The organism is Streptomyces sp. NPDC005438, assembly GCF_040606315.1.
Classification (GTDB): Bacteria; Actinomycetota; Actinomycetes; order Streptomycetales; family Streptomycetaceae; genus Streptomyces.
Genome location: NZ_JBEXEP010000001.1, coordinates 108,161 through 134,368 on the forward strand (window position 1 = coordinate 108,161; position 26,208 = coordinate 134,368).

Sequence of the window (26,208 nt, forward strand, 5' to 3'; positions counted from 1 at the left end):
GGGAGCCAGCGGGCCGCCGGTACTACGGTCGTCGCCGGTCCGGCGCGGCCGGGAGGGCGTTCTCCGACAGGTAGCGATCACGGAGGCGGGCGAACGCGGTCCGTTCCGGGAAACGTGACAGCGCCCTCCTGATCTGTCGCGCGCACTCCCTTGGGTCCGCCGTACCGCTGTCACACTCCAGGTCGTAGTCGCCGTGCTGGTGCACGAGGCCGTACTGGTGCGCGGCAAGGCCGGGCGGGCGGTCTCCGCGCGCCCGCTCCCGGCGCGTGAGTTCCTCCAACGGACAACGCACGCCCACGAACAGCACCTTGTCGGAGGGCAGGACCGACAGGCAGTCGAGCAGCCGCCACGGTTCGCTGAGTACGTGGTCCACGATCACGCCGTTGCCGACCTCGGCCATGGCCGCCACGGAGCGGTGGAACCCCATCCGGGTTCGCCGGAGCGCCGCGTCGAGCCGCTCGGGGTCGAGGGCCCTCTTGGTGCGCATGGCGTGGAAGTCGTCCACGGACAGGTGGAAGTAGACAGCGTCGTCGAGGACGTCGAGCAGCTCGTGGGCGATGCTCGACTTGCCCGAACTGGACGTGCCGTTGAGGAAGATGATCCGGCCGGTTGTCATGCGGGCAGGATCACACGCTCCCGCGGGGGGGGCGTATGACGAGCGTGCCCGCGACGCCCCTGGGCAGGGGCGCACGGGTCAGGACGAGCCGTGTGGGGTTCGACCCGCCACGGTTCGCTGGCCGTTCGGCCGTGGGCGTGGAGGTCGCGCCGTCTTCGTAGCCCGGAGAGGGGCCGGGCCCCGGGGGTGCCCGGGGTGTGGCGTGGTCACCGGTGGCGGAGGGCTTTCAGCCGCCAGGGGGTGGCGGCGAGGGCGGCGGTTCCGGCGAGGAGCGAGGTGGCGGTGAGGGCCCAACTGAGGGGATCGGTGGGCGGGTTGTCCGTCCAGTCCAGCCGGTTGCCCGGGTACCAGACCAGGAAGAAGCCGGAGGTCAGGGGGATGACCCAGGCGAGCTGATGGCCCAGCAACCGCGCCGAGAGCAGGGCGAGTCCGAGCCAGATCAGCAGGGAGCGGACGAAGAGGGTTCCGGCTTCCAGCCCGCCGGAGAGCGCCTCGGCGGCGAAGGAGAAGGCGGCCACGGTCAGGAGCAGCCCGGCGCGGTACACCCGACCGAACCGGTGTGGTGTGAACGCCGCCATCCGGTCGTGGGCCGACATGGTGCCGTCGAGGGTCGCGGTGAGGAAGACGGCGGAGAGCAGGGGGAGTTGGTGCCGGTAGGGCACGCCCGTGGTGACTCCGCCGCTGCCGAGGGAGGGTACGGCGATCGTCGTGCCGCCGAAGAGGGTGGACAGCAGCGCGACCGTGGCGGTGGCCGACAGTACGGCCACCGCCCGGTGGCACCGCGCGTAGCGGAGGAGGTCAGAACCGTTCATCGGGCTCGCACCAGGAGGGGTGGACGTGCGCGCGCTCGGTGGCGAGCCACTCGCGCTGTTCGGACGGGGACGAGCGGACGGCCTTCGCCGCCTCCCGTTCGGCCCGGGAGACGCCCTCGGTGTGCAGGCCCTCGTCCGCCTCGTCCGGGTCCTTTCCGGTGGAGCGGTACTCCAGCCACAGCTGGATGTTGTCCAGGGCCTGCCAGGCGCGGGTACGTGCGCGAGGGGGCGTGCAGAGTCCGATGGACCGGGTGAGTACGGAGTCGGCCATGGCGATGGCCGCCGTACGGACGTGTCCCTCGGCTATGTCGAAACCGGGGTCGCCCCGCCTGGTGCGGTGCAGCCCGAACTCCCCGAAGGTGCCGGGCGACTTCATCCAGGACGGCTCGACGTGGTCCAACCGGTGGGCCATCCGGGCCAGTTCGGGCAGGTACTTGCGGTGTTCGGGCCAGACGCACACCCGGGGGGCGTCCTCGCGGGCCCGTTCACATCGGGGTGTCACGGCGGAGGAGGGGCGTTCGGCCCGTAGTTCGCCGGCGGTCGCCGTGGCGAGGAAGGCGGCGACGGACGCCAGGGCCGAGCCGACGGCCACGGCACGGAGACGGGCCGGGGTGCGTCGCCGAGGCGTCTGGCGTTGCCCGCCCGGGGTACGGGTGGGCGCGGTGACCGCGAGGGTGGCCAGCGCGAGGGCGAACAGCAGCCGTACGAGGACGGGCCCGGGCTGTAGGTGCCTGTCCGGGGGGCCGGACAGGACGACGAAGTCGAAGGGGAGCGTCAACATGGCGACGAAGCACCCCAACGCACAGGTGACGGGGGTGAAGCCGGCGGAGGGCCAGCAGCGACCGGCGAGGTGGCCCACGGCCGCGAAGACGATCAGCGAGCTGGCCCCGAGCAGGAGGTAGGAGGGCCAGAGGAAGCCGGGGCCGGCCTCACCGTAGGAGACGGCCGCCGCGGTGGCACATCCGACCAGGTAGGCGAGGAACCCGAGGGTGAGGGTGGCGCAGAGCCGTGTGGCCTCGACGCGCCAGGTCGGTCGGGCGGACGCCAGCAGGGATTCGGACATGCCGGCGCGGGAGGAGCGTCCGGCCTGCCAGGCGGAGACCCCGGCGAGCGCGGGGCCGAGGAACAACGTGACGACCTGCGCCGCCGCGCTGGCCTCGGGCCAGACCCCGATCCAGTAACGGGAGCGGCCGAAGAGTACGACCAGGTCCAGGGCGACCAGTACCGGGAAGGCCGTGAGCAGCGGGGAACGGCGCAGTTCGATGCGGTACGTCGTCAGCACGCGGCCTCCTCGTCGGGGTGGGGGTGGCCCAGCACGGTCATGTAGCCGCGTTCCAGGGGGCTGTCGCCGGGGGCGGTGGGCGCGGCCTGGTCGGCGAGCTGCCGGGGGGTGCCCCGGTGGCGTAGGCGTCCGTCGTGCAGTACCAGGACGGTGTCGCAGGCGGCGCCGACATCCTCGACGAGGTGGGTGCTGAGGACGATGGCCGACCCGGTCCTGGCCAGGGAACGGATCAGTTGCCGGAAGTCCAGGCGCTGGGCGGGGTCGAGGCCGACGGTCGGCTCGTCCAGCAGGATCAGGGACGGGGAGCCGACGATGGCGGCGGCGATGCCGGCCCTGCGGAGCATCCCGCCGGACAGCGACTTCATGCGGTCCTTGGCCCGGTCGGCAAGGCCGACGGCGGCCAGTGCCTCCGTGGTCGCGGTGTCGGCCCGGGTGGAGGGCACCTCACGGAGCCAGGCGGAGTACCGGACGAAGTCGGTGAGGGAGAACGAGGGGTAGAAGCCGAAGTCCTGAGGGAGGTAGCCGATGTGGCGGCGGGCCTCCCGCGCCCGTTTCTCGTCGGTGACGGGGCGGCCGAAGAGTTCCAGTTCTCCGCTCTGCGGCGGGGCGATGGTGGCGAGGGTGCGGAACAGCGTGGTCTTGCCCGCGCCGTTGGGGCCGAGGAGTCCGGTGACCCCGGAGTGCAACGACAGGTCGAGTTCCTCGATGACCCGTCGTCCTCGGTATCCCTGGGACAGGGCCGTGAGGCGTGCGACGGGGGGTGTGGGGGTGGGCATGTCTCTCCGAACGTGGGGGTGGGCCCGCCGTGTTGGCGGGCCCACTGTGGTCAGGCGCGCCAGACCTTGGTCTTGTTGATCTTCACGATGCACTCGTACTCGTCGAACTTGCCCCGGTAGTTCTTGGAGAGCTCGTCGTATCTCTCCTTGTCGACCTGCGTCTTGCAGTCATAGCGCGTCCAGTAGTTGTAGCTGGGCCAGTTCGTGGCCTTGGTGCAGTAGGCGTGGCCTGACGTGGAGTACCAGTAGCCCCTGCAACCCTCGGACCAACTCTTCTCGTGGGAGGCGCTTGAGGTCGGCGCTGTGAGCCCAAGGGAAACAGTGGCCAGGGCACCGATGACGAAGGCCTTGGTGATCTTGGAGCCGGCCATGCGTGAGGCAAGGGAAGCCATACGTAACCCCCGAAGGTATGGAGAACAGGAAAGCCGAGTGCGGCTTCGGACCCGTGCGCTGCCTTACCCGAGTCGTCGGTCTCTTACGGAACGAGCATCGCACTGCCCTTGGCTTCCTCGGCGAGGGCCACTCTAGGTAGAGCCCGTGCGCAGTTACGGCTGCAAACGGAGGGGAATGGTCCGGTCCCGGTGGGCCGACGGTGTGTTAGCGGTACGGGCACGGCGGGGCTCGCCGCCCGTGGGCTGAAGGGCCGGGGGGCGCGGTCACCGGTTCGGGGTGGCCGGCTTCTCGTGCTGCGCCTCCCCGAGGTGGTCCGGCGGTCTGGAACCGGGCCGGGGCGGGCGCGCATCTTTCCTTACCCGTGGGGGAGTTGGGCCCCTGCGGGATTCCGTTGCGGGGTTCCGTCGCGGATTCCTGGTGAACGCGGCTCGATGGAGCGCGGGTGACGGACGAGGGGGACATGTCGGCGGTGGGCGAGTTCGACGAGGGTGCCGGTACGAGCTGGGAGTACGAGCACCGCTACACGGTTCTGGTGACCCATCCCGCCGTCTGCCAGGCGGTTTACCGGAGCGCTTCCCGGGCCGAGGTCGGAATGAGCGCGGAGGCGTTTCTGGCCGTCGCGGCCGAGATGGTCCCGTTGGTGGGGGAGACGTTGCCCGGCAGTGCTGAACAGGGGAGGCGGCTGGGGGCCTGGTTGGGTTTCCGTAGGAAGGCGACCCGTGAGGCCCAGCTGGGAATTCCGGTCGGTCGGGCCATCGCCCGGACCCTGTGTTCGCTGGCTCTGCACGGGCAGGGAATTCGCCGGGTGGACCAGTACGTTCACGGCTGCTCGGTGACGGCGGACATCCCCTCGGACGTGAAGACCTTCGGCGGGGTTCTGGCGGTCACCGTCACCGGTACGGGCAACTCCACCAACGTCCGGGCCCAGGCCGAGATTCCGGGGCAGCTGATCGACTGGGGCAAGAGCCGCCAGACGCTCACCGCGTTCCTCTCCGACCTGGAACTCCCCCTGGAACTCCCGGAATAGGCCGAGCGCGCGCGGTGGACTGGCCGCCCTTTCCGGCACCGGTCGCTGGTACGTCCGTGGATGCGCGCTGGAGGGGCGTTTTCCGGCCGGGAGAACGGGGGCGGACGTGGCACTCGGACGGGTGACATCCCGGAGCGCGGATTGGCCGGAAACGGTGGGTGGGGGCGGGGAGTTGGGGACGTGGGTCCGCCCCCGACGGGTGTCGGGGCGCGGTACGTACATGGCTGAGCAGGCACCCAAGGGAACGCGTCGGGAAGCCCCGCCCGTCACGGGGGAGCGACGGAGGGGGCGGGACGGCATGGTGGCTGTCAGCCCGCGGTCACGCCCAGGTGAGGCGTTGCCCGTCGGGGCCGACGTGCAGCCGCATACGGTCGGCGGGCGGGCACCCGTCCGCCTGCCACCGCGTGACACGCTCGGTGATCTCGTCCCACAGACGCGCCATGCCGCCCTGCCGGACCATCCAACGGCCGCCGTCCTGGAAGACGACCGCCCACGCCTCGGCGTCCACGTCGATCACGACGTGTTCCGTCCGGCCGTCGCGTTCCAGCGTGAGCCGCTGCGCGCGCGGCGCGGCGAACTGCGCGACGAACCGTGCGGCCCAGTCGTCGAGCACATCCGCGCCCAGCTTGGCAGGCGCCGCGTCACCCTCACTGAGGTTCGGCAGGATGCCCAGCGGGGGCGGAAGGTGGGGGCGGGCCAGCATGAACGAGACCTGTCCGCCGAGAACCGGGCCACTTGCCGTGCCGTCGTCGGCGACCGTGAGCCGTACGAGTTCGGACGCGTGCATCCACCCGCCGACCGTCACCAGCACCTCACCGCCGGGTCTGGCCTGCGCGAGCCAGTCGGCCGGCACGGTGTGCACGCCACACGTGGCGATCACGCGGTCATACGGGCTGCCCTCCTTGTGGCCCGCCAGTCCGTCACCGACCACACGGTCAGGCCAGTACCCGGCGCCCGCGAGCGCGATCCCGGCGCTGGCGGACACCTCGGCGTCGACCTCGACCGTGGTCACGTTGTCCTCGCCGACGACATGGCACAGCAGCGCGGTCGAGTAGCCCGTGCCCGTGCCGATCTCCAGAACGCGCGTCCCCTCGACCGCCCGCAGGTCTTCGAGCATCCGCACGACCAGACTCGGCAGGGTGGACGACGACGAGGGGGCCGCCGCGACGCGCCCCTCGACCTGGTCGGGGAAGACGCCCCCGGCCACCTGCGTCACGAGGGTGTCGTCCTCGTAGATCCGCGCGAGTCCTTCCGCGGAGTCTCCGGTCGCGGGTCGGTACCAGCCGCCGTCTTCGTACTCGAACCAACCGCGAGAGAGGAACGCCTCGCGGGGCACCGACCTGACGGCCGCCTCCCATTCCGGGCTGTGCAGGGCACCAGCCCTGGACAGGCGCCGCGCAAGGTCGGACCGTAGGTGTTCAGACGGCAGGGGGTCACTCATGCTGACTCGCTCCGTTCTCCAACAGGTCTGCGATTGCGTGGGTGATCGGCAGTCCGGCCGCGTCTTCGAGCCACGCCCACTGGCCATTGGGGTTGCACTCCAGGAACCACCATGCGCCGTCCGCCGTCATGGCGAAGTCGAAGGCGCCGAAGTTCAGCCCGAAGGCGGCGAGGAACCGGACCAGCGCTCCGCGTATCTCCTCCGAGCAGGCGACCGGCTCATAGGTGAGGTTCTGGTACTCGGCTCGCCAGTCCACGACCCCGGGCGGCGCTGTGATCCGGGCGCTGAACACCTGCTCGCCGACGACGACCGCGCGCACGTCCGCCACCTTGGGCACCCGCGCTTGGAACAGGTGCGCGCTGTGGCTCACCGCGCCGTCGACCTCGTACGCCTTGACCGGGGCGGCCCAGATTCCGGCGGGCTCGCCCCCGACCTCGTACGCCCCCGCGTGCAACGGCTTGTAGATGGTCGGCTGTGCGGCGCAGAACGCCTTGGCCTCCCCCGGGTCGTTCGTGATCAGGGTGGCCGGGACCGTGAAACCGGCCCGCAACGCTGCGGACAACTGCGCGGGCTTGTACTCCGCCCGTGCGACAGCCTGCGGATGGCTCAGGTACAGACACCCCGGTAGCGCGCCCAGCACGCCGCCCAAGCCGCGCCGGTTCTCCTGTGCGGCGAACCGGGCCGCCTGCTCGCCGCTTCCCGTCGGGTAGGGACTCGGCCGACGGTGGTACAGGGCGGACAGGTCGGCCGTCCGCTTCCCGACCGTCAGCCGCCCGCCCCACCCTCCCCCAGACTCCGTTCGGGAGGCGTCCCCAGTCCCGACGCGCGCAGCGAGCACCACGGGCGACGGGAAGTCGCGCCCCGGATCGAACCGGAGGACGGGCACCCGGCGCCGGTTCAGTTCCGCGATGACCAGATCAGCGGTCGCGTCCTCGAACTCCGTGCAGACCAGCACCGGGCGTCCATCCATGGCGCCTAGCCGCCCTTGAGGTGTCACTCAGTGCGTTCGCCAAGTTGCCCATGGTAGGTAGGCGGCGTCGCCTGAGTCCGCAAGCGCGGTTCCCGTATACGAACAGGGGACTTACAGGTGTTCACGTGAACTCACAACTCCCGGGCGCAGCCTGCTCTTTCGCGCTTCCGGATTGTTCAGAGCCGGGAGATGGCCTGTTGAACAACGGTGTATGGCGGTCTAGTAGCCGGGAGGCGAGCCAGGACGGGCCTTGATGCGGCCTGAGCCCGGCGGATCCGCGGGCACATCCCACCATCTGGCCACACGTACGACGACAGGTGAAGGAGAGTCATGCACGGACGAAGTTCGTGCCCCGCGCCGTGGGCGCGGGGACGGGGGCGACCTGCAGGGCACCGTCCACGAAGTGGACTGGGCCTGTGTCTACGACCCGCCAAACCAATCAAGTGCAAGGTGATCCGCTATGCATGACTTTCAGCGTCCTCCATCCGGTGCGGACGGCTGGGGCGATGAGCCCGAACCGAGCGGTCAGCTGGACACGGACCGCATTTCGGGGTTTCTCGTCTTTGCTCTCGTGGTCGTCTTCTTGCACGCGCTGGGCAACGTCGCCGGCGGCTGGGCCGTCCTGGACGAGAACTACAGCAGGCAGGAGCACGGCCAAGAGCCGATCTTGTCGATGTCCGCTGCCTGGCTCGTCGCGCTGTTCTGCTGGGCGCTCGCGGCGCTCCACACCGTTCTCGTCGTACTGGCCCGCAAACGCCGTTCGTGGGTCCGCACGGCGCTCGCGGCATTGATGATCCTGATGGTGTTCTCAACGGGGCTCGGGTTCTTCGCCTCGCTGGTCACCGGCGCGCCTGACCCCGTGATACTCGTGATCCTCGCCGTCGACGTAGCGGCCCTGTGGGCGCTGGTCGGCGAGGCTGGCCGGCGCTGGTTCTCCCTTACCCCCGAGTGGTGACCGTCGTTGAAACCGACCGCCGCACGAAGGCGACACGTACCGGCACGACCCGCACGAACACGACTCCGCCAGGGAGGTGCGAGGCGGTGAGTGGCGACGGCTACGGCTGCTGAGGCCTGTCGGGGCCGGGGAGCGGGCGGCATGGGAGGGAGTAGCTCCAGATGTTCTGGCTGACGGCGGGGGTACTGGTAGTCGCGACCGTACTGGGCCTCGTCGCGCGCAACGGTTCGTGGTCCCGTCCTGGCCGTGCGCCTGGACACGCGCTGGGGAACGGGTGGCGCGGTAGCGGTGCTCATGGCTGCTCCTGCTGTGTCCACGCTGCGTTTCCTCGGCTGCGTTTCCCCGTGCGGGTACACACCCCACCGCCCCCGACGGGGTGTCGGGGGCGGTGGGGTGTGTGGGGGTTAGAGGGTGTGGGTTTTGAGGGCGGTGGTGAAGGTGTGCCAGGTGTGGGGGCTGTGGAATTGGGTGCCGTGGTGGGGGTTCTTGCTGTCGCGAACAGCGCGTCCGCCGTCGTCGGTGTGGGCGACTTCGACGCAGTCGGTCTGAGGGCCCTGGGAGGCGCTGGCCTTGTGGAAGTCGCTGACGATACGGGGTGGGTTCATGGTGCGGTTTCCTCTCCGTCGGTGGTGCCGGGGTGGGAGGTGGTGCGGCCATGTCCGGGTGTGGGTCCGCCCCCGACGGGGTGTCGGGGGCGGTGGGGTGTGTGGGGGTTAGAGGGTGTGGGTTTTGAGGGCGGTGGTGAAGGTGTGCCAGGTGTGGGGGCTGTGGAATTGGGTGCCGTGGTGGGGGTTCTTGCTGTCGCGAACAGCGCGTCCGCCGTCGTCGGTGTGGGCGACCTCCACGCAGTCGGTCTGAGGGCCCTGGGAGGCGCTCGCCTTGTGGAAGTCGCTGACGATACGGGGTGGGTTCATGGTGCGGTTTCCTCTCCGTCGGTGGTGCCGGGGTGGGAGGTGGTGCGGCCATGTCCGGGTGTGGGTCCGCCCCCGACGGGGTGTCGGGGGCGGTGGGGTGTGTGGGGGTTAGAGGGTGTGGGTTTTGAGGGCGGTGGTGAAGGTGTTCCAGGTGTGGGGGCTGTGGAACTGGGTGCCGTGGTGGGGGTTCTTGCTGTCGCGAACAGCGCGCCCCCCATCGTCGGTGTGGGCGACCTCCACGCAGTCGGTCCCAGGGCCCTGGGAGGCGCTCGCCTTGTGGAAGTCGCTGACGATACGGGGGCGGCTGTTCATCGCTGCTGTGTCCTTACTTGTCGGGTAGAGCCGCTAGTCGCGACTCCAGGAACTTGGTGCTGTCAGAGCGGTTCAGCGCGGCGGACCGCAGAGCCTCGAAGATCCGGCTGTGGTGCTCGATCTCGTCGTACTCCTCGACGATCATCGGGCAGGTATTGGTGTCGAAGGCGACCGCCTCCAGGGCCGGCCCCGGCCCTCCCATGCTGAACAGCAGGAAGTGGCTGGACATATGGGCCGCGGCCCACTCGCTGGCCGGCAACACCTGGATGCTGACGTTCTGCTGCTGGGCCACGCCCCAGAGGTGTTCCAACTGCTCGCGGTGGACCTTGGGCGAGGGCATCGGGGCGGTGAGCGCCGGCTCCCAGATGACGGCGGAGAAACGGGCGCCGCCCTTCTCCGCGAGGACCTTCTGCCGGGTCTGGTGCATGGCGACGAACCCGTCCACGACCTCGGGGGAGTGGACGGTGAGGCTGGCGTCCAGCAGGGCGCGGAGATAGTCGTCGGTCTGAAGCAGCCCGGGCAGGAAGAGCGGCTGCCAGGAGCGGATGTAGTTGGCGTCGGACTCCAGGGAGAGGAGGTCGGCGTACTCCGGCTTCTGGTGCGCCCACTGATAGTCCAGCCACCAGCCGCGCTTGTTGGAGTCACGGGCCAGCTGTTCCAACTGCCGGTAGATCTCGCGGTCTTGGACCTGGTACAGCTCCAGCAGCAGACGAACGTCTCCAGGGCGAGCGGAGACCAGTCCCTGCTCGATCCTGCTGATCTTCGTCTTGGAGCCGGCGATGCAGTCGGCGGCCTCCTGCTGGTCGACCTTCAACTCCAACCGGTAGTGACGAAGTGCCTTGCCCAGACGCCTACTTCGAATTGTAGGGCGACCTCCAGCGGGCATGTCTCCTCCTCCTGTGCGTCAACAGTGTGCCTGGATCGATGCCCGGCACGCTAGCGGGGGCGCAGCTCTCAGCAACATGCGATTTTGCGCCGTAGTTGGGATTGCCATGAAAGGTTCTCGCGTTCTAGCTTGTTCTCCGCAACGCCGTGTCGTCAAGTGGCGACGGGTGGTCATCAACGGGCGCTGCCCGCTGGCCTTGGGAGACGTATGTCCGGGCGTACCGACAGGTTGAGGATCGAAGCGACACCACAGGCGGTTCCGGCCGCACGTCAGCACATCCGACGTGTCCTGAAAGAGTGGTTACTCGGGCCCGTAGTGGACGAAGCGGCCCTGATCGTCAGCGAGTTGGTGACCAACGGCGTGCGGTACAGCGAGGCCGAGTTCCTCACCGTCGCGCTGCGGCGACGCGGGGACGTCCTGGTGATCGAGGTGTCCGACCCGGCCGGCAGCCTGTTGCCCACGATGCGCGACCCCGGCCCGGAGGACTGCGGAGGCAGAGGGCTGCACGTGGTGGACGCCCTGGCGGAGCGCTGGGGAGTGCGGCCCCACCCCGGTGGCAAGACCGTGTTCGCGCACCTGGCCCTGGGGGGTCGGCGGCGATGAACTCCCCCTGGAAACAGGGCCGTTGGCCCTCCCCGACCGGACTCCCGGCGGTGCCCACCCGTACCGCGCGGCCCCTGCCCCGGCGTCGCCCAGCCCCCGTACCCCTCGTCCAGGACGGCCGCCACCACGGCGCCGGCCGGTGGGAGCAGCCATGACCCTGCCTCAGCACCTCTCCCAACCGGGGCCGCGCGCAAGGGAGTTCGCCGACCCCACCGTTTCGAGGGACGCCGGCGTACTCCAGTACCAACGCCAACTCCGGGCCCATCCGCACGCGTTGGCCGGTATCCGACGGATGGTCAGCACACGGCTGCGGGCCTGGGGGTACGACGCCTGCCGCGACACGGCGGTGTTCTGCGTCAGCGAACTGCTGACCAACGTCCACCAGCACACCACCTCCTCCTGGTGCCTGCTCACCCTCCGTGCCGAACACGGGCGGCTGATGGTGACCGTCAGCGACACCAGCCCGCGCCTGCCCACGGCCGGCGAACCGGACTGGACCTCCGAGCGGGGACGCGGACTGTTCCTGCTCCAGGCGCAGGCCCGCGACTGGGGCGCCGAACCGCTGGACGCGCCCGGAGTGTGGGCCAAGAACGTGTGGGTGCTGCTGGACGCCCCCTGCGAGGAGCCGGACCCCCGGGATGTGGCGTGAACGTGGAGTACCAGAGCCGACCGCCGACGCCCCCTGGTCCGGCCACCCGCCCGGCCCCTCGGCCGGCCACCCGGGACGACCCCGGGGAGGAGGACGGCATCCGGTGGCGGAACGGCCCCGACACCGCCGAACGACTGTTACGGGCGCTGTCCCGGTCCTTCGCCGACGACGTACTGGCGGACGTGGACCAGTTGGTGAACGAGGAACGCGGACCCCACCGGGGCGAACTGCGACGGCTGGCCGGCCGGATGCCCCGCAACCTGGAACGGCTGCTCCACCTCGCCGCCCAACGCGCCACCGGCCGACCCGGTGCCTACGAACTCCTCGCCAAGGCGGGGGAGTTGGCCCGGCAACCGGTACCCCGGGAGACGGCCGCCGCCCGGGGGCACCTGAGACGGATGGCGCTGTACGCCCTGGACCTGATCGACCTCGCCGACATCAACCCGCACTGACCGGTGACGGGGGTGGGGGCGCGCGGTGGCGCGTGCGGTGGTCCGTGCGGTGGCTTGTGCGGCGCCCGCCCGGCGTACGGGGGTGCTGATGTGGCGCTCGTACGGCGGTTCGCGCGGTGGCCTGGCGCCACCCGGGATCGGCGCCCCGCGCCGTGGCCGGTACGGCGACGGCTCCCCGTACGGGGACCTGGACCGCGCTCCGAGCCGCGCCTCCCTGGGCGGTCGACCGCTGTCGGCCCTCCTCCTGTCCCGTCCCCTGTTCTCCCGCCCCCTGTTCCGCTTCCGCCGTCCCTCCGCCCCCGGCGGAGCCCGTACAGAAAGCGCCCCCCGTATGAGTCCTGCCGACCACGCCTGGGAAGAGAGCGTCCTCGCCCGGGGCGAACTCGACCGGGTACTGCGTGCCGCCGGGGTGCCCCTCGCGCTGGGCACCCCCGACGACTCCCAGGCCACCCCGCTGGTGTCGCTGGGGCACGCCACACCCCTCCAACTGCGCCGGCTCAGCGCCCTGGTGCGTACCGGGCTGCGGGAGGTGTACCTGACCCGGGCCCGACTGCGCGCCGCCCTGTGGGGCCACGGCCTCCAACTGCCCGAACTCGCCGTGGGGGAGGGGATGGTGCACCTCGGCTCGGTCGACCTGGACACCGCCAGCGCCCTGCTCCACCTGCTCGGCTCGGCCCCGGCCACCCCCGACCGGCTTCCCCGGGACCTCTCGGGGATACCGCGTGACCAGGGGGCCGTGGACCGGCCGTGGCCCGTACCAGGCGTCGGATCAGGGACCGAACCAGGGCCTGGGGGACTCGACCCGGCCGACCTCCCGGAGCCGGAGGCGGCAGCCGGGGAACCCGGGCCGGTCCCGGGGCGGGGCGCACCGGACGAACCCTGGGAAGAGGGGTGCCTCGACGACGGGCAGCTCCTGGCCGAACGGCTGGCCCACGCCGTGGAGCGGCTCAGCGGGCACCGCCCCCGCGTCCGGCTCCAGCCCGACTGCCCCCGCTGTGCGCGCGGGCACGCCGTCGACCTCGGCAGTTGGCCGGCCCCCACGGCCTCCGCCGTAGCCCATGCCCTGGAGTCGGGGCTGACCGGGGCCGGGCAAGGGGTCGGGGAGCCGGACGGTTCCTGAACTCCCCGGTGCCGTAACGGAGTTGGGTGAACCCTCGCCCCACCCGGGACGGCGCACCGGGGGAGGACCCCGTGTTCGCGGCGCGGCCGGCCACCCCCCAGCCGGCCCCCCGAGCACGGGCCCTCCGCCCCGGCACGCTTCACGGACAGCGCGTGCCGGGGCGGAGCACCACGTACCGAGGAGGGGCCGGGGGGTACCCGGAAAGGGGCGTCGGCTCTTACACTCCCGTCACTTGTGTCACTCCCGGTAGCCCACGGTGTCGGGAGGGCGGGTCCGCTTTCGGGGTGTCGGTCAGAAATCGGGCGCCCTGGGGGGAGGGGAACTCGTTCGTCCCCGGGACGGCATCTGTGCTGGGAGGCGAGGTGCGGATGGTTAGTTGAGGGTTAAGCGAGTTGATGACCTGAGCCCGTTTTCCACGGCTTGTGCACGGTAACCGCCCGGCATCTTGCGAGGGTTGCCCTTTTCGCGTCCGGGTGCGCGTCGGCTTTAGGGGGGAATGTCGACCGGAAATCACAGAGCGTGAAAGGTTGAGTCTCCGGGCCCTGAATCGCGCCGAAATGGCTGTGATTTAGGACACGCCTCAACGGCACAAAGAGGAATCCTCGTTTCCGATGTGTGGCGCGGCCATGACGCCAGGTCGGTCGGCGCTCCGCATCCCTCGGTGAAGTTGTCGCATCGGTGCTTCCTGCCCGAAATGTGTGTAAGGAAATGCCTAGCGTGCGTAGGGGAGTGGGGCATCCACTACACAGCGTCACGTGTTGACCGCGGGAGATGTCCTCAGTTGACTACCGCGCACCACCCCCCCTTTATCGGAGACTCCCATGCGGACGCCTGCCCCCTATGTGTCCTCAGAGTTCCTGAACGACTCGGTCATCGCGGTCAATCCGCTTCACCACCCGTCACCACGACTGGTGGCCGCCGCGAGCCGTGCCGGCGCCCTCGGCGTACTCGAACTGCCCGAGGACACCGTCCAGGGAACCGCCGAGGCGCTGGACCGCACCGCCCAGTGGTGCGCCCGCCCCTTCGGCGTACGCGTACGCCCCGGAGTCACGCTCACCGACGACCAGCTCCCCACCCAGGCGCGGACCGTGCTGCTCGCCGACCCCGACCGCTCCCCCCGGGAGTTCCCCGGCCGCCGGGTGCTGGTCGAGGTCACCAGCCCCGAGGAAGCCACCCGGGCCCACCAGGACGGCGCCAGCGGGCTGCTGGTACGCGGCGGGGAGTGCGGGGGACGCGCCGGCGAACTGAGCACCTTCGTCCTGCTGCAACGCCTGCTCGGCGACCCCGACCTCGACCTGCCGCTGTGGGCCTGGGGAGGCATCGGTCCCCGTACCGCCGCCGCCGCCGTACTCGGCGGAGCCGCCGGCGTCGTGATCGACGTACAGCTCGCCCTGCTCGACGAGGCCGACCCCACCCCCGAGACCACCGAAGCCCTCGCCAACCTGGACGGCTCCGAGACCGTCCTGGTCGACGGCGTACGACTGCTGCGGCGCCGGGGCCCCCAGGCCCCCGAACCGCCCACCGACCGGGCCGCCGCCTACCGCGCCTTCGCCCACGAGGACCCCGCACAGCGCCTGCTGCCCGTGGGCCAGGACGGCTACCTCGCCGCCGCCCTCGCCAAGCGCTGGTCCACCGTCCGGCAACTCGTCCGTGGACTGCGGCACGCCATCCACGAGGAACTCGGCGACGGCACGTCCGACAGCACCTCCAGCGCCCCGACCGCCGCGCTCACCGAACACTCCGCGGGGGCACGCTCCCTGGGCGCCCGACTCCCCATCGCCCAGGGCCCGATGACCCGCGTCAGCGACGAACCCAGCTTCGCCGCCGCCGTCTCCCAACAGGGCGGACTGCCCTTCCTCGCCCTCGCCCTCTCGGACGCCGAACGCACCCGCACCATGCTGGAGCGCACCCGGGACAGCCTCCCCGAAGGGGCCTCCTGGGGCGTCGGCGTCCTCGGGTTCGCCGAGGAGCGGATCAAGGAGGCCCAGCTCGCCGTCATCCGCGAACTGAAGCCCACCCACGCCATCATCGCCGGCGGCCGGCCCGCCCAGGCCGCCGCACTGGAAGCCGAGGGCATCTCCACGTTCCTGCACGTGCCCTCGCCCGGGCTGCTGCGCCAGTTCCTCGCCGCCGGAGCCCGCAAGTTCATCTTCGAAGGCGCCGAGTGCGGCGGCCACATCGGCCCCCGCAACAGCTTCCCGCTCTGGGAGGCCCAGACCCAGGTCCTGCTGGACTTCCTCGCCGAGACCCCCTCGGCCGCCCCCGAGCTGACCGTGCTGTTCGCCGGCGGCCTCCACGACGCCCGCTCGGCCGCCATGGCCGCCACCGTCGCCGCCCCCCTCACCCGGGCCGGCGCCGGCTTCGGCGTACTCATGGGCACCGCCTACCTGTTCACCGAGGAAGCCGTCAGCAACGGGGCCATCACCCCGCTGTTCCAGCGCCAGGTCCAGACCGCCGAACGCACCGACCTGCTGGAGACCGCCCCCGGCCACGCCACCCGCTGCGCCGCCAGCGCGGTCACCGACCACTTCGCCACGCTCCGCCAGGCCCTCGCCGACCAGGGCGTACCCGAGCGGGAGATCTGGGAGAAGCTGGAACGCTTCAACGTCGGCCGACTGCGGCTCGCCTCCAAGGGGCTGGAGCGCGTCGGCGCCGAGATACGCCAGGTCGACGAGGAACGCCAGGCCGACGAGGGCATGTTCATGGCCGGCGAGGTGCTGGTGATGCGCTCCGAGACCACCACCGTCGCCGAACTCCACCGGCACGTCACCGAGGGCGCCGACCAGTGGTGGCGGCAACGGGCCGCCGCGCTGCGCCCCGCCGAACCCGCCGAGGAACCCGCCCCCGAACCCCTGCGGGTGGCCGTCGTCGGCATGTCCGCGATGTTCCCCGGGGCGGCCGACCTGGAGGAGTTCTGGGCCAACATCCTCGCCGGCAAGGACAACGTCACCGAGGTGTCCCCCGACCGCTGGGACCCCGAGCTGTACTACGACCCCGAAGGCGACGGGGTACACACCCCCTCCCGCTGGGGCGGCTTCCTGCCCCGTATCCCCTTCGACCCGCTCAGCTACGGCATCCCCCCGGCCTCCCTGCCCAGCATCGAACCCGTACAACTGCTGGCCCTGGAAGCCGCCCGCCGCGCCCTGGTGGACGCCGGCTACGACGGCCCCGAAGCCGACCACCGCCGCACCTCGGTCATCTTCGGCGCCGAAGCCGGCAGCGACCTGTCCAACGCCACCACCCTGCGCACCGTCCTCCCCGCCTACACCGGCACCCTGCCGCCGGCCCTGGACGAACAACTGCCGCGACTGACCGAGGACTCCTTCCCCGGGATGCTCGCCAACGTCATCGCCGGACGCGTCGCCAACCGCCTCGACCTCGGCGGCGCCAACTACACCGTCGACGCCGCCTGCGCCTCCTCGCTCACCGCCGTGGACGCCGCCTGCAAGGAACTCGCCACCGGCACCAGCGACCTGGTGCTCTGCGGAGGCGCCGACCTGCACAACGGCATCAACGACTACCTGCTCTTCTCCTCCGTCCACGCGCTGTCCCCCACCGGCCGCTCCGCCACCTTCGACAGCGAGGCCGACGGCATCGCCCTCGGCGAGGGCGTCGCCTGCGTCGCCCTCAAGCGGCTGGAGGACGCCGAACGCGACGGCGACCGGGTCTACGCCGTCATCGACGGCGTGGGCAGCGCCAGCGACGGGCGCGCCCTCGGACTCACCGCGCCCCGCCCCGAGGGCCAGCGCGCCGCCGTCACCCGCGCCTACCGCAACGCCCGCGTCTCCCCCCGCGAGGTCGGCCTCGTCGAAGCCCACGGCACCGGCACCGTGGTCGGCGACCGCACCGAACTGGGCACCCTCAGCGAGGTGTTCCGCGACTCCGGCGCCGAAGCCGGCGGCTGCGCCATCGGCTCGGTCAAGTCCCAGATCGGCCACACCAAGTGCGCCGCCGGACTCGCCGGACTGATCAAGACCACCCTCGCCCTCTACCACGGGGTCAAGCCGCCGACCCTCCACCTGAAGGACCCCAACCCCGCCTGGAGCGCGGACGAGAGCCCCTTCGCCTTCCACACCACGGCCACCCCCTGGGCGACCGAACCCACCGAACGGGTCGCCGGCGTCAGCGCCTTCGGCTTCGGCGGCACCAACTTCCACGTCGTGCTGCGCGCCCACGAACAGGCCCCCCGCCCACACGCCGTGGACGCCTGGCCGGCCGAACTGTTCACCTTCCGGGGCCGCGACGACGCCTCCGCCCACAAGGCCGTCCACGCCCTGCTGAAGCTCGCCCAGGACGACCACCCCTGGCGGCTGCGGGACCTCGCCCGGCACGCCTCCTGGCGCAGCGACCAGGCCGCCCTGCGTGGCGAACCCGTACGCGTCGCGGTCGTCGCCTCCGACCTGGAACAGCTGCCGGCCCTGCTGACCCGGGCCGCCGAGGGCGAGCACGCGCCCGCCGACGGCATCCACGCCGCCCACGCGGTCGAGGAGGAGGTCCGCGAGGGACAGCTCGCCTTCCTCTACCCCGGGCAGGGCAGCCAGGAGCCCGGCATGTTCGCCGAACTCCTCGTCGCCTTCCCCGAGTTGCACCGCCACCTGCACCTGGGCGCCCGCTGGGCCGACGCCCTCTTCCCGCCCGCCGCCTTCGACGAGGAGGGCAAGCAGCGCCAGCGGGAACGCATCACCGACACCGCCGTCGCCCAGCCCGCCCTGGGCATCACCGCGCTGGTCGCCACCGACCTGCTGGCCGGCCTCGGCGTACGCCCGGCCATGGCCGGCGGCCACAGCTACGGCGAACTGGCCGCCCTCGCCTCCGCCGGAGTGCTCACCGCCGAGGAACTGCTGGAGGCCAGCGCGGCCCGCGCCCAGGCCATCCTCGGCCGCATCCCCGACGGCCCGGACAGCGACCCGGGCACCATGGCCGCCGTCAACACCTCCGCCGACCGGGTCGAGGAGGTGCTCCGGCTCGCCGGACTCGACGGCGACGTGGTGGCCGCCAACCACAACTCGCCCAAGCAGACCGTCATCTCCGGGGCCAGCGAAGCGGTACGGACCGCGATCGGCCGGCTCAAGGACGCCGGCCACTCCGCCAAGCCCCTCCCGGTCGCCTGCGCCTTCCACAGCCCCCTGCTGGACGGCGCCGGGGACGACTTCGGCCAGCACCTGGAGAAGCTCCCGCTTTCCCGGCCCCGGTTCCCGGTGTGGGCCAACCGCACCGCCGAGCCGTACTCCGGCGAAGCCGCCGACATCCGCCAGGAGCTGAGCCGCCAGATCGGCGCCCCGGTCCGGTTCGCCGAGCAGATCGAGGCCATGTACGAGGCGGGGGCGCGGGTCTTCGTCGAGGCCGGCCCCGGCAAGGTCCTCAGCCGCCTGGCCGGCACCGTCCTCAAGGGCCGGCCGCACCGCGTCGTCCCCCTCCAGGAGGGGCGCCAGAAGGGGCTGCCCGGGCTGCTCAACGCCCTGGCCCAGCTCGCCGTCAGCGGGGTCGACGTCCGTACCCGCCGACTGTTCACCGGCCGGGACGCCGTCGACCCGGCCACCGTCGACAAGCCCCGCCGCCCCGGCTGGACCCTGGACGGCCACCTGCTGCGCCGCGCCGACGGCACCCAGCCCCCGCACGCCCTGCGACCCGCCCGACCCGTGACGGAGTTCACCGTGCTCGACCAGCACCCCCAGCCCCAGCCCAACGGCTCCGAGGCGCTGATCGCCGAGTTCCTGCGCGCCAGCAGGGACATGGTGGCCGCCCAGCGTGACGTGCTGATGTCCTACCTCGGGGTGTCCGAACTCCCCGCCTCGCCCGCCCCGGTACGGGGCGCGGTATCTACCCCGGCGGCCACCGGGGCGGCCACCCCGGCGCTGCCGCAGGCCCCCGCGCCCGCCCAGCACGCCGCGCCCGCCCCCCAGGCCGCCGCCGTCGCGCCGGCCGCCGAGCCGGAGCCGGCCGGTGGGGTGTCGGTGTGGGAGACGGTGTTGGAGGTGGTGGCGGAGCGTACGGGGTATCCGGCGGACATGTTGGAGGCGGACCTCGATCTGGAGGCCGACCTGAGTGTGGACTCCATCAAGCGGGTGGAGATCGCGGGGGAGTTGGGTGCGCGGTTGGGGTTGGACGCGGAGGGCGCTGATCTGGAGCGGTTGAGCGCGGCGCGGACGATCGAGAGCATTTCCGCTCTGCTCAGCGAGGCCGTCGGCGGCTCCGCCGTCCCCGGCCCGCAGGCCGCCGTGACCCCCGCCACCAAGCCGGGGCCCGCCGGTGGGGTGTCGGTGTGGGAGACGGTGTTGGAGGTGGTGGCGGAGCGTACGGGGTATCCGGCGGACATGTTGGAGGCGGACCTCGATCTGGAGGCCGACCTGAGTGTGGACTCCATCAAGCGGGTGGAGATCGCGGGGGAGTTGGGTGCGCGGTTGGGGTTGGACGCGGAGGGCGCTGATCTGGAGCGGTTGAGCGCGGCGCGGACGATCGAGAGCATCTCCGCCCTGCTCGACGAGGCCGTCGGCAACACCCCCGGCGGCGCGGGCACCGAGCCCGCCCAGCCCGAGCCGGCCGCCGAAGCCCGACCGGACGACGAGCCCCAGCCCCAGATCGTCGCCCCGGAGCGGCTGCTGTTCACCGAGCACGCCCTGCCCCCGGCCCGCCCGGAGGCCACCGTGGCCGGCCGGGTGGTGCTGTTGGACGCCGGCGCTGAAAGTGCTGCTGGGGCTGACGGCGCTGCCAGCGCCGCTGACGCCCTGGCCGCCCGGCTGGAGGCCGCCGGCACCACCGTGGAGCGGCTGACCCTGGGCACCGCGCCGGCCGGACGGGTCGGCGCCGGGGACTCGGTGGTCTACCTCGGCGGGATCGCCCCCGCCGCGCCCGCCCTCCCCGACGTGTTCCCGCTGTTCCAGGAGATCCTCGCGGCCGGCCCCCGACAGCTGCTGGCCGTCGACCGGCGCACCGAGGGCCCCCTCAGCGGACTGCGCGGCTTCTTCCGCACCGTGGCCAGGGAGTACCCGGACTGCCGGGCCGCCCTCGTCGAGGTGCCCCAGGACGCCTCCGCCGAGCAGGTCGCCCGCACCCTGGTGGGCGAGCTGACCGCCGAGCAGAGCGCCCCCGTGGTGCTCGCCGACGAGGAGGGTCGCCGCGAACTGCGCCTGGAACTCTCCTCCCTGGGCGCCCTGGCCATGACCGGCGCCGGCCCGGCCGGCGACGGGGCCGCCGAGGCCGAGGCCGCCGGCCTGGACCACGAGTCGGTGGTGCTGCTGGTCGGCGGAGCCCGGGGGATCACCGCCCGGTTCGCCCGTACCCTGGCCGCCGCCTCCCGGTGCCGGCTGGTGCTGCTGGGCCGCACCCCGGAGCCGGCCGACGAGGAGGACCCGGTCACCGCCCAGGCCGCCGACCCGGCCGCGCTGCGCGCCGTACTGCTGCGCTCGGGCCTGACCAAGACCCCCGCCGAGACCGAACGCCGGGTGTCCGCCCTGCTGGCCGAACGCGAAGTGCGCGCCACCCTGCGGGAGTTGACCTCCCTGGGCAGCGAGGCCCGCTACCACCGGGTGGACGTGCTGGACGCGGAGGCGGTCAACGCGGCGGTCAAGGAGACCCACGCCCGCTACGGCCGACTGGACGGACTGGTCTACGCGGCCGGCGTCATCGAGGACAAGCTGATCGCCGAGAAGACCGCCGACTCCTTCGGCCGGGTGTTCTCCACCAAGGTGGACGGCGCCCGCACCGTACTGGAGGCCGTCGAACGGCTGCCACAGTCCCCGAGGTTCGCGGTGCTGTTCGGCAGCATCGCCGCCGCCCTCGGCAACCGGGGCCAGAGCGACTACGCCAGCGCCAACGACGCCCTGGAGGAACTGGGCCGCCGCTGGTCCACCCCCGAGCGGCGCGGCCTGACCGTCCACTGGGGACCCTGGGCCGCCTCCGAGACCGGCGGCGGCATGGTCAGCCCGGCCCTGATGCGCTCCTACGCGGCGCGGGGCATCAAGCTCATCGACCTCGACGAGGGCCCGCTGAGCCTGCTGCGGGAACTGGCCTACGGAGCACCCGAGCACCACGCCGTGGTGTACACGGCCTCCGGCTGGTGACCGCCGTGTCCGTCGAACCCCCCACCGCCGGCACGGGCGACGGCCCGGGTACCGTCCCGGTCGCCGTCGTCGGGATGGACGTGTTCCTCCCCGGCGCCCGCGACCTGGACAGCTACTGGCACAACATCGTCCACGGCGTGGACGCCATCACCCAGGTCCCCCCGGACCGTTGGGACGAGGAGTTCTACGACCCCGACGGCCCGCGCCGCAGCGACCGCTTCTACTGCCGGCGCGGCGGATTCGTGGACATGGAGCGGGAGTTCGACCTCACCCGGTTCGGGATCATGCCCACCTCGGTGCCCGGCACCGAGCCCGACCAGCTGATCGCCCTGGACGTCGCCCACCGGTCCCTGGAGGACGCCGGAGGGGAGAAGGCCGTACCGGTACGACGGGAGCGGGCCGGCATCGTGCTGGGGCGCGGCGGCTACCTCACCCCCGCCCTGGTCCGGCTGGACCAGCGGGTGCGTACCGCCAACCAACTGGTGCGCACCCTGCGGGAGCTGGCGCCCGACCTGGGCGACGAGCGGCTGGAGTCGGTACGGGAGGCGTTCACCGCCCAACTCGGCCCCGAACAGCCGGAGTCGGCCATCGGGCTGGTGCCCAACCTGGTCGCCTCCCGGGTGGCCAACCGGCTCGACCTGCGCGGCCCCGCCTACACCGTGGACGCCGCCTGCGCCTCCTCCCTGGTCGCCGTCGACCACGCCGTCGCCGAACTCGCCACCGGCCGCTGCGACCTGATGCTGGCCGGCGGGGTGCACCACTGCCACGACCTCACCCTGTGGAGCGTGTTCACCCAGCTCGGGGCGCTGTCCCCGACCGAACGCATCCGCCCCCTGCACCGGGACGCGGACGGCGTGTTGATCGGCGAGGGCACCGGGGTGGTCGTCCTCAAGCGGCTGGCCGACGCCCAACGCGACGGCGACCGGGTGTACGCGGTGATCCGGGGCACCGGAGTGGCCAGTGACGGCAGGTCCGCCAGCCTGTTCAACCCCGACCCCGGGGGCCAGATCCGCGCCGTACGCCAGGCTTGGGAGGCCGCCGGCCTCGACCCCCGCGACCCCGGGGCGCTCCAGCTCCTGGAGGCCCACGGCACCGCCACCGCCGCCGGCGACCGGGCCGAACTGGCCACCGTGGCCGAGGTGTTCGGGCCGGAAACGGGCACCGTCGGAGGCCGGGCCGTCATCGGCTCGGTCAAGTCCCAGATCGGCCACACCATGCCGGCCGCCGGAGTCGCCGGACTGATCAAGGCCGCCCTGGCCCTGCACCACGGCACCCTCCCGCCCACCCTGCACTGCGACGACCCCAACCCCGCCCTGGCCGACACCCGGTTCCGCACCCTGGACCAGGCCGCCCCCTGGGACGAGCTGGCCGAGGGCGCCCCCCGCCGGGCGGCCGTCAACGCCTTCGGCTTCGGCGGCATCAACGCCCACGTCGTACTGGAACGGCCCGCCGAGGCACCGGCCCGACGGGCCCGGGCCAAGGTCAGCGAGCCCGAACGGGTGCTGCGGCTGGCCGCCGACAGCCCCGAGGAACTGTCCCGGCTGCTGGACGCCGACGACGCCGAGGTACTGGCCGCCGGCCTGCCCGAGTCGGACGACGCCGCCCACGGCCCGGTACGGCTGGGCGTGGTCGCCCCCACCAAGCGGCGCCTGTCGGTCGCCCGCAAGGCGGTCGCCAAGGGGCAGCCCTGGAGGGGTCGCAACGACGTCTGGTTCACCCCCCGGCCGGTGCTCGGCGCCCAGGGTGGCCGTACCGCCTTCGTCTTCCCCGGCCTGGAGGCCGAGTTCCAGCCCCGAGTGTCCGAACTGGCCGCACAGTTCGGGCTGGACTGGAGCTACGGCGACGCCCCGGTCGGCGACGTCGGACGGCACGGCGCCGCCGTGTTCCAACTGGGCCGCGTCCTGGACACCGCCCTGCGCCGACTGGGCGTGGCCCCGGACGCGGTCGCCGGCCACAGCGTCGGCGAGTGGACCGCCATGGCCTGCGCCGGGGTGCACGCCGCCGACGAGGTGGACGCCTTCCTCGCCGACTTCGACCCCGACGCGCTACAGGTACCCGGACTGTCCTTCGCGGTCCTGGGCACCGCCGCCGACCGGGTGCTGGAACGGCTGGCCGGCCGGGACGACGTGGTCCTCTCCCACGACAACTCCCCCCACCAGGCCATGGTCTGCGGCCCCACCGAACCGGTCGCCGCGCTGGTGGAGGAGATGCGCGGAGAGGGCGTCATCGCCCAGGTGCTGCCGTTCCGCTCCGGCTTCCACACCCCCATGCTCGCCCCCTACCTGGACCCCATCCGCCGGGCGGCCGAGGAGTACACCCTCCACCCGCCCCACGTACCCCTGTGGTCCGCCACCACCGCCGCGCCCTTCCCCGAGGACCCGGACGCGGTACGGGAACTGTTCGTACGCCACCTGCTGGAACCGGTGCGGTTCCGCCAACTGGTCCTCGCCCTCTACGAGTCCGGGTTCCGGGCCTTCCTCGTCCTGGGCGCCGGCCAACTCGGCTCCCTGATCGACGACACCCTCACCGGCCAGGACCGGCTGGTGGTCCCCGCCCACGTCGCCAGCCGGGACAGCCTCGCCCAACTCCGCAGGGTCACCACCGCGTTGTGGACCGAGGGCGCCGCCCCGGACACCGCGCCCCTGCTGCCCGACACCAGCACCCGGGCCCGCACCGAGCGGGCCGCCCGGCGCCCCGGCGCCCGGCTCGACCTGGGCGGCGCCCTGGTACGGCTGCCCGAACCGGCCCGAGGGCTGCTCGCCGAGACGACGGCGCCCCGCCCGGCCGCCGCCGACCCGGTGCTGACCCCCCTGGGGCGGGCCGCCGAACGGTCACCCCTGGCGGCCGAGCTGTCCGCCCTGCTCAGCGACACCGCCAGCGTCGCCGGGGAACTGCTGGACGCGGTACACACCGGACGGGCCCGGCCCCCGGCCGCCCGACCGGCCCGACCGGCCCCCTCCCGGGCGGCGACTCCGGCGGTCCCGGCCACCCCGACGCCTACGGCCACCCCGACGCCTACGGCGCCCCCGGCTCCTACGGCTCCCTCGGGCGGCACCCCGGCCGGCGCCCCCGACGGGCGGGTCACGTCCACCTGGCGGGTGGGCGTCGAGGAGATGCCGTACCTGCTGGACCACTGCTTCTTCCGGCAGCGGCCCGGCTGGCCCGAGGAGGCCGACCGCTGGCCGATCGTGCCGGCCACCACGGTGATCGCCCACCTGATGGAGGTCGCCGAACAGAGCCGGCCGGGCACCCGGGCGGTCGCCGTACACGACGTACAGCTGCGCAAGTGGATCGAGGCCATCCCGGCCAAGGAACTCCCCATCACCGTGCGGCCCTTGGACGACCGGCGGGTCGAGGTCCAACTGACCGGGCACGCCGGCGCCACCGTCGAACTCGCCGCCCGGCACACCGAGCCGCCCGCCCCGTGGACCGTCGACCCGGCCACCGAGCGGCAACCCGAGATGCGCGCCGAACAGCTCTACACCGAGCGTTGGATGTTCCACGGCCCCCGCTTCCAGGGCGTCAGCGAACTGACCGCCATCGGCGAACGGCACGCCAGGGGCGTCCTCACCACCCCCGCCGCCCCCGGCGCCCTGCTGGACAACGTCGGCCAACTGCTGGGCTACTGGATCATGGCCACCCTCACCGAGCGGACCACCGTGTTCCCGGTACGGATGGAGCACATCCACTTCCACGGCCCCGACCCCGAGCCCGGCACCGACCTGGAATGCCACCTGCGGATCACCGAGGTCACCGACAACACCCTCACCGCCGACATGCAACTCGTCCACCAGGGACGGGTCTGGGCCCGGATCGACGGCTGGCAGGACCGCCGCTTCGACACCGACCCCGGCATCCGCGCCGTGGACCGCTTCCCCGGCGCCCACACCCTCTCCACCCTCCAGCCCGACGGCTGGACCACCGTCCACGAACGCTGGCCCGACCTGGCCACCCGCGAACTCATCATGCGCAACATGCTGGGCGGCGGCGAACGCGAGCACTACGCCACCCAACCCCCGGTACGACGCCGCCGGTGGCTGCTCGGCCGCATCGCCGCCAAGGACGCCATCCGCCAACTGCTGTGGTCCGAAGGCACCGGCGACGTCTACCCTGCCGAGGTCGCCCTGCACAACGACGAGCGGGGACGCCCCCACGCCAGCGGGGTGCACGGCCGCGACCTGGGTCCCGACCTCACGGTCTCCCTCGCCCACCGGGGGGTGACCGCGGTGGCCCTGGCGCGCCGGGAACCCTGCGGCATCGACCTGGAGGAGGTCACCGACCGCCCCGAGGCGACCGTACGGGCGGCCTGCGGACCGGACGAACTCCGGCTGCTGGCCGAGACGGTGGCCGCCTCCGAGGAGAGCGAGGCCCTGTGGTTCACCCGCTTCTGGACGGCCAAGGAAGCGGTGTCCAAGGCCCTCGGCACCGGACTCGGCGGCCGGCCGGCGGACTTCCGGGTCACCCGCGCCACACCCGACCGACTCCGGGTGGAGCACGGCGAGGACACCTGGGACGTGCGCTGCGCGCCCCTGGACGGGGGCACGTCAGAACGGCAGTACGTCGTCGCCTGGACCACAGGCGTCAACCAGTCAGGAGTAACGACATGACCACTGAGGCGACCACGACGAGCGACGGCACGGTGCGGGAGGCCGACGAGAACACCGTGCTGGAGCGGATCGCCACCATGCTCCGCGAACTGCCCGACGCCGGACTGGAAGACGCGGAGATCACCCGCGACACCCTGTTCCACGACGACCTGGAGCTGGAGAGCATCGACCTGGTCGCGCTCGCGGGTGCCCTGCGCGAGCACTACGGAGAACGGGTCAACGTCGCCCTGTTCATCGCCGACCTGGAACTGGACGAGATCATCAAGCTCACCGTGGGCGAACTGGTCGACTACGTCGCCGAATCGCTGCGGACCTCCGAACGGAGCTGACCCC

Annotated in this window: 20 protein-coding genes; 9 read left to right on the forward strand and 11 right to left on the reverse strand. The window is 72.3% G+C overall.

What is annotated here, in order from left to right:
• Positions 1-22 precede the first annotated feature (22 nt).
• From ABZT14_RS00475 to ABZT14_RS00495, 5 genes are all read right to left on the reverse strand, one after another.
• Complete coding sequence (locus ABZT14_RS00475) at positions 23-616, reverse strand: AAA family ATPase (protein WP_356294705.1); 594 nt, start codon at positions 614-616, stop codon at positions 23-25.
• Between the two features lie 206 nt (positions 617-822).
• A complete protein-coding gene (locus tag ABZT14_RS00480) occupies positions 823-1,428 on the reverse strand; it encodes a hypothetical protein (RefSeq protein WP_356294708.1) in 606 nt (201 codons plus the stop codon).
• A complete protein-coding gene (locus ABZT14_RS00485) occupies positions 1,415-2,710 on the reverse strand; it encodes an ABC transporter permease (RefSeq protein WP_356294710.1) in 1,296 nt (431 codons plus the stop codon). Before ABZT14_RS00485 ends, ABZT14_RS00480 begins: the two co-directional genes overlap by 14 nt.
• Positions 2,704-3,486, reverse strand: a complete 783-nt coding sequence (locus tag ABZT14_RS00490; RefSeq protein WP_356294713.1) for an ATP-binding cassette domain-containing protein — start codon at positions 3,484-3,486, stop codon at positions 2,704-2,706. Before ABZT14_RS00490 ends, ABZT14_RS00485 begins: the two co-directional genes overlap by 7 nt.
• 50 nt (positions 3,487-3,536) lie before the next feature.
• A complete protein-coding gene (locus tag ABZT14_RS00495; protein WP_356294715.1) occupies positions 3,537-3,857 on the reverse strand; it encodes a hypothetical protein in 321 nt (106 codons plus the stop codon).
• Between the two features lie 464 nt (positions 3,858-4,321).
• Here ABZT14_RS00495 and ABZT14_RS00500 point away from each other — a divergent pair, with 464 nt between their 5' ends.
• Complete coding sequence (locus ABZT14_RS00500; RefSeq protein ID WP_356294718.1) at positions 4,322-4,906, forward strand: hypothetical protein; 585 nt, start codon at positions 4,322-4,324, stop codon at positions 4,904-4,906.
• Positions 4,907-5,225: 319 nt separating this feature from the next.
• On the opposite strand, the gene tgmC is transcribed toward ABZT14_RS00500, so the two are convergent.
• Both tgmC and tgmB read right to left on the reverse strand, forming a co-directional pair.
• The gene (gene tgmC / locus ABZT14_RS00505) at positions 5,226-6,347 is read right to left on the reverse strand and encodes an ATP-grasp peptide maturase system methyltransferase (RefSeq protein ID WP_356294720.1); all 1,122 of its coding nucleotides are present in this window, start codon (positions 6,345-6,347) and stop codon (positions 5,226-5,228) included.
• Positions 6,340-7,317 carry an ATP-grasp ribosomal peptide maturase gene (gene tgmB, locus ABZT14_RS00510; RefSeq protein ID WP_356294723.1) on the reverse strand — a complete coding sequence of 326 codons (978 nt, stop codon included), beginning with the start codon at positions 7,315-7,317 and terminating at the stop codon, positions 6,340-6,342. Before tgmB ends, tgmC begins: the two co-directional genes overlap by 8 nt.
• A gap of 460 nt (positions 7,318-7,777) precedes the next feature.
• On the opposite strand from tgmB, the gene ABZT14_RS00515 reads away from it, so the two are divergent.
• Positions 7,778-8,272 carry a hypothetical protein gene (locus ABZT14_RS00515; RefSeq protein ID WP_356294726.1) on the forward strand — a complete coding sequence of 165 codons (495 nt, stop codon included), beginning with the start codon at positions 7,778-7,780 and terminating at the stop codon, positions 8,270-8,272.
• A 404-nt stretch (positions 8,273-8,676) separates the two neighbouring features.
• Here ABZT14_RS00515 and ABZT14_RS00520 read toward each other — a convergent pair whose 3' ends face one another.
• The 4 genes from ABZT14_RS00520 to ABZT14_RS00535 form a co-directional block, all read right to left on the reverse strand.
• Positions 8,677-8,877: a DUF397 domain-containing protein gene (locus tag ABZT14_RS00520; RefSeq protein WP_356294728.1), complete on the reverse strand. Its 201-nt coding sequence runs from the start codon at positions 8,875-8,877 to the stop codon at positions 8,677-8,679.
• 108 nt (positions 8,878-8,985) lie between these two features.
• Positions 8,986-9,186, reverse strand: a complete 201-nt coding sequence (locus ABZT14_RS00525; RefSeq protein WP_356294728.1) for a DUF397 domain-containing protein — start codon at positions 9,184-9,186, stop codon at positions 8,986-8,988.
• Between the two features lie 108 nt (positions 9,187-9,294).
• Positions 9,295-9,498 (reverse strand): DUF397 domain-containing protein, encoded by a 204-nt coding sequence (locus ABZT14_RS00530; RefSeq protein WP_356294730.1) that lies wholly within the window; start codon positions 9,496-9,498, stop codon positions 9,295-9,297.
• A 13-nt stretch (positions 9,499-9,511) separates the two neighbouring features.
• Positions 9,512-10,384, reverse strand: a complete 873-nt coding sequence (locus ABZT14_RS00535) for a helix-turn-helix transcriptional regulator (RefSeq protein ID WP_356294733.1) — start codon at positions 10,382-10,384, stop codon at positions 9,512-9,514.
• Between the two features lie 207 nt (positions 10,385-10,591).
• On the opposite strand from ABZT14_RS00535, the gene ABZT14_RS00540 reads away from it, so the two are divergent.
• From ABZT14_RS00540 to ABZT14_RS00570, 7 genes are all read left to right on the forward strand, one after another.
• Positions 10,592-10,987 (forward strand): ATP-binding protein, encoded by a 396-nt coding sequence (locus ABZT14_RS00540; protein ID WP_356294735.1) that lies wholly within the window; start codon positions 10,592-10,594, stop codon positions 10,985-10,987.
• A gap of 151 nt (positions 10,988-11,138) precedes the next feature.
• Entirely contained in the window at positions 11,139-11,636 is a 498-nt protein-coding gene (locus tag ABZT14_RS00545) for an ATP-binding protein (RefSeq protein ID WP_356294738.1), read from the forward strand.
• Entirely contained in the window at positions 11,633-12,088 is a 456-nt protein-coding gene (locus ABZT14_RS00550; protein ID WP_356294741.1) for a DUF6415 family natural product biosynthesis protein, read from the forward strand. Before ABZT14_RS00545 ends, ABZT14_RS00550 begins: the two co-directional genes overlap by 4 nt.
• An 88-nt stretch (positions 12,089-12,176) precedes the next feature.
• Entirely contained in the window at positions 12,177-13,208 is a 1,032-nt protein-coding gene (locus ABZT14_RS00555; RefSeq protein WP_356294744.1) for a hypothetical protein, read from the forward strand.
• Positions 13,209-14,029: 821 nt separating this feature from the next.
• On the forward strand, positions 14,030-21,268 hold the full coding sequence (locus ABZT14_RS00560) for an SDR family NAD(P)-dependent oxidoreductase (RefSeq protein WP_356294747.1): 7,239 nt from the start codon (positions 14,030-14,032) through the stop codon (positions 21,266-21,268).
• A 74-nt stretch (positions 21,269-21,342) separates the two neighbouring features.
• Positions 21,343-25,875, forward strand: coding sequence for a beta-ketoacyl synthase N-terminal-like domain-containing protein (locus ABZT14_RS00565; RefSeq protein ID WP_356296961.1), 4,533 nt, complete (start codon positions 21,343-21,345; stop codon positions 25,873-25,875).
• On the forward strand, positions 25,872-26,204 hold the full coding sequence (locus ABZT14_RS00570) for a phosphopantetheine-binding protein (protein ID WP_356294750.1): 333 nt from the start codon (positions 25,872-25,874) through the stop codon (positions 26,202-26,204). The genes ABZT14_RS00565 and ABZT14_RS00570 overlap by 4 nt, the downstream gene beginning before the upstream one ends.
• Positions 26,205-26,208 lie beyond the last annotated feature (4 nt).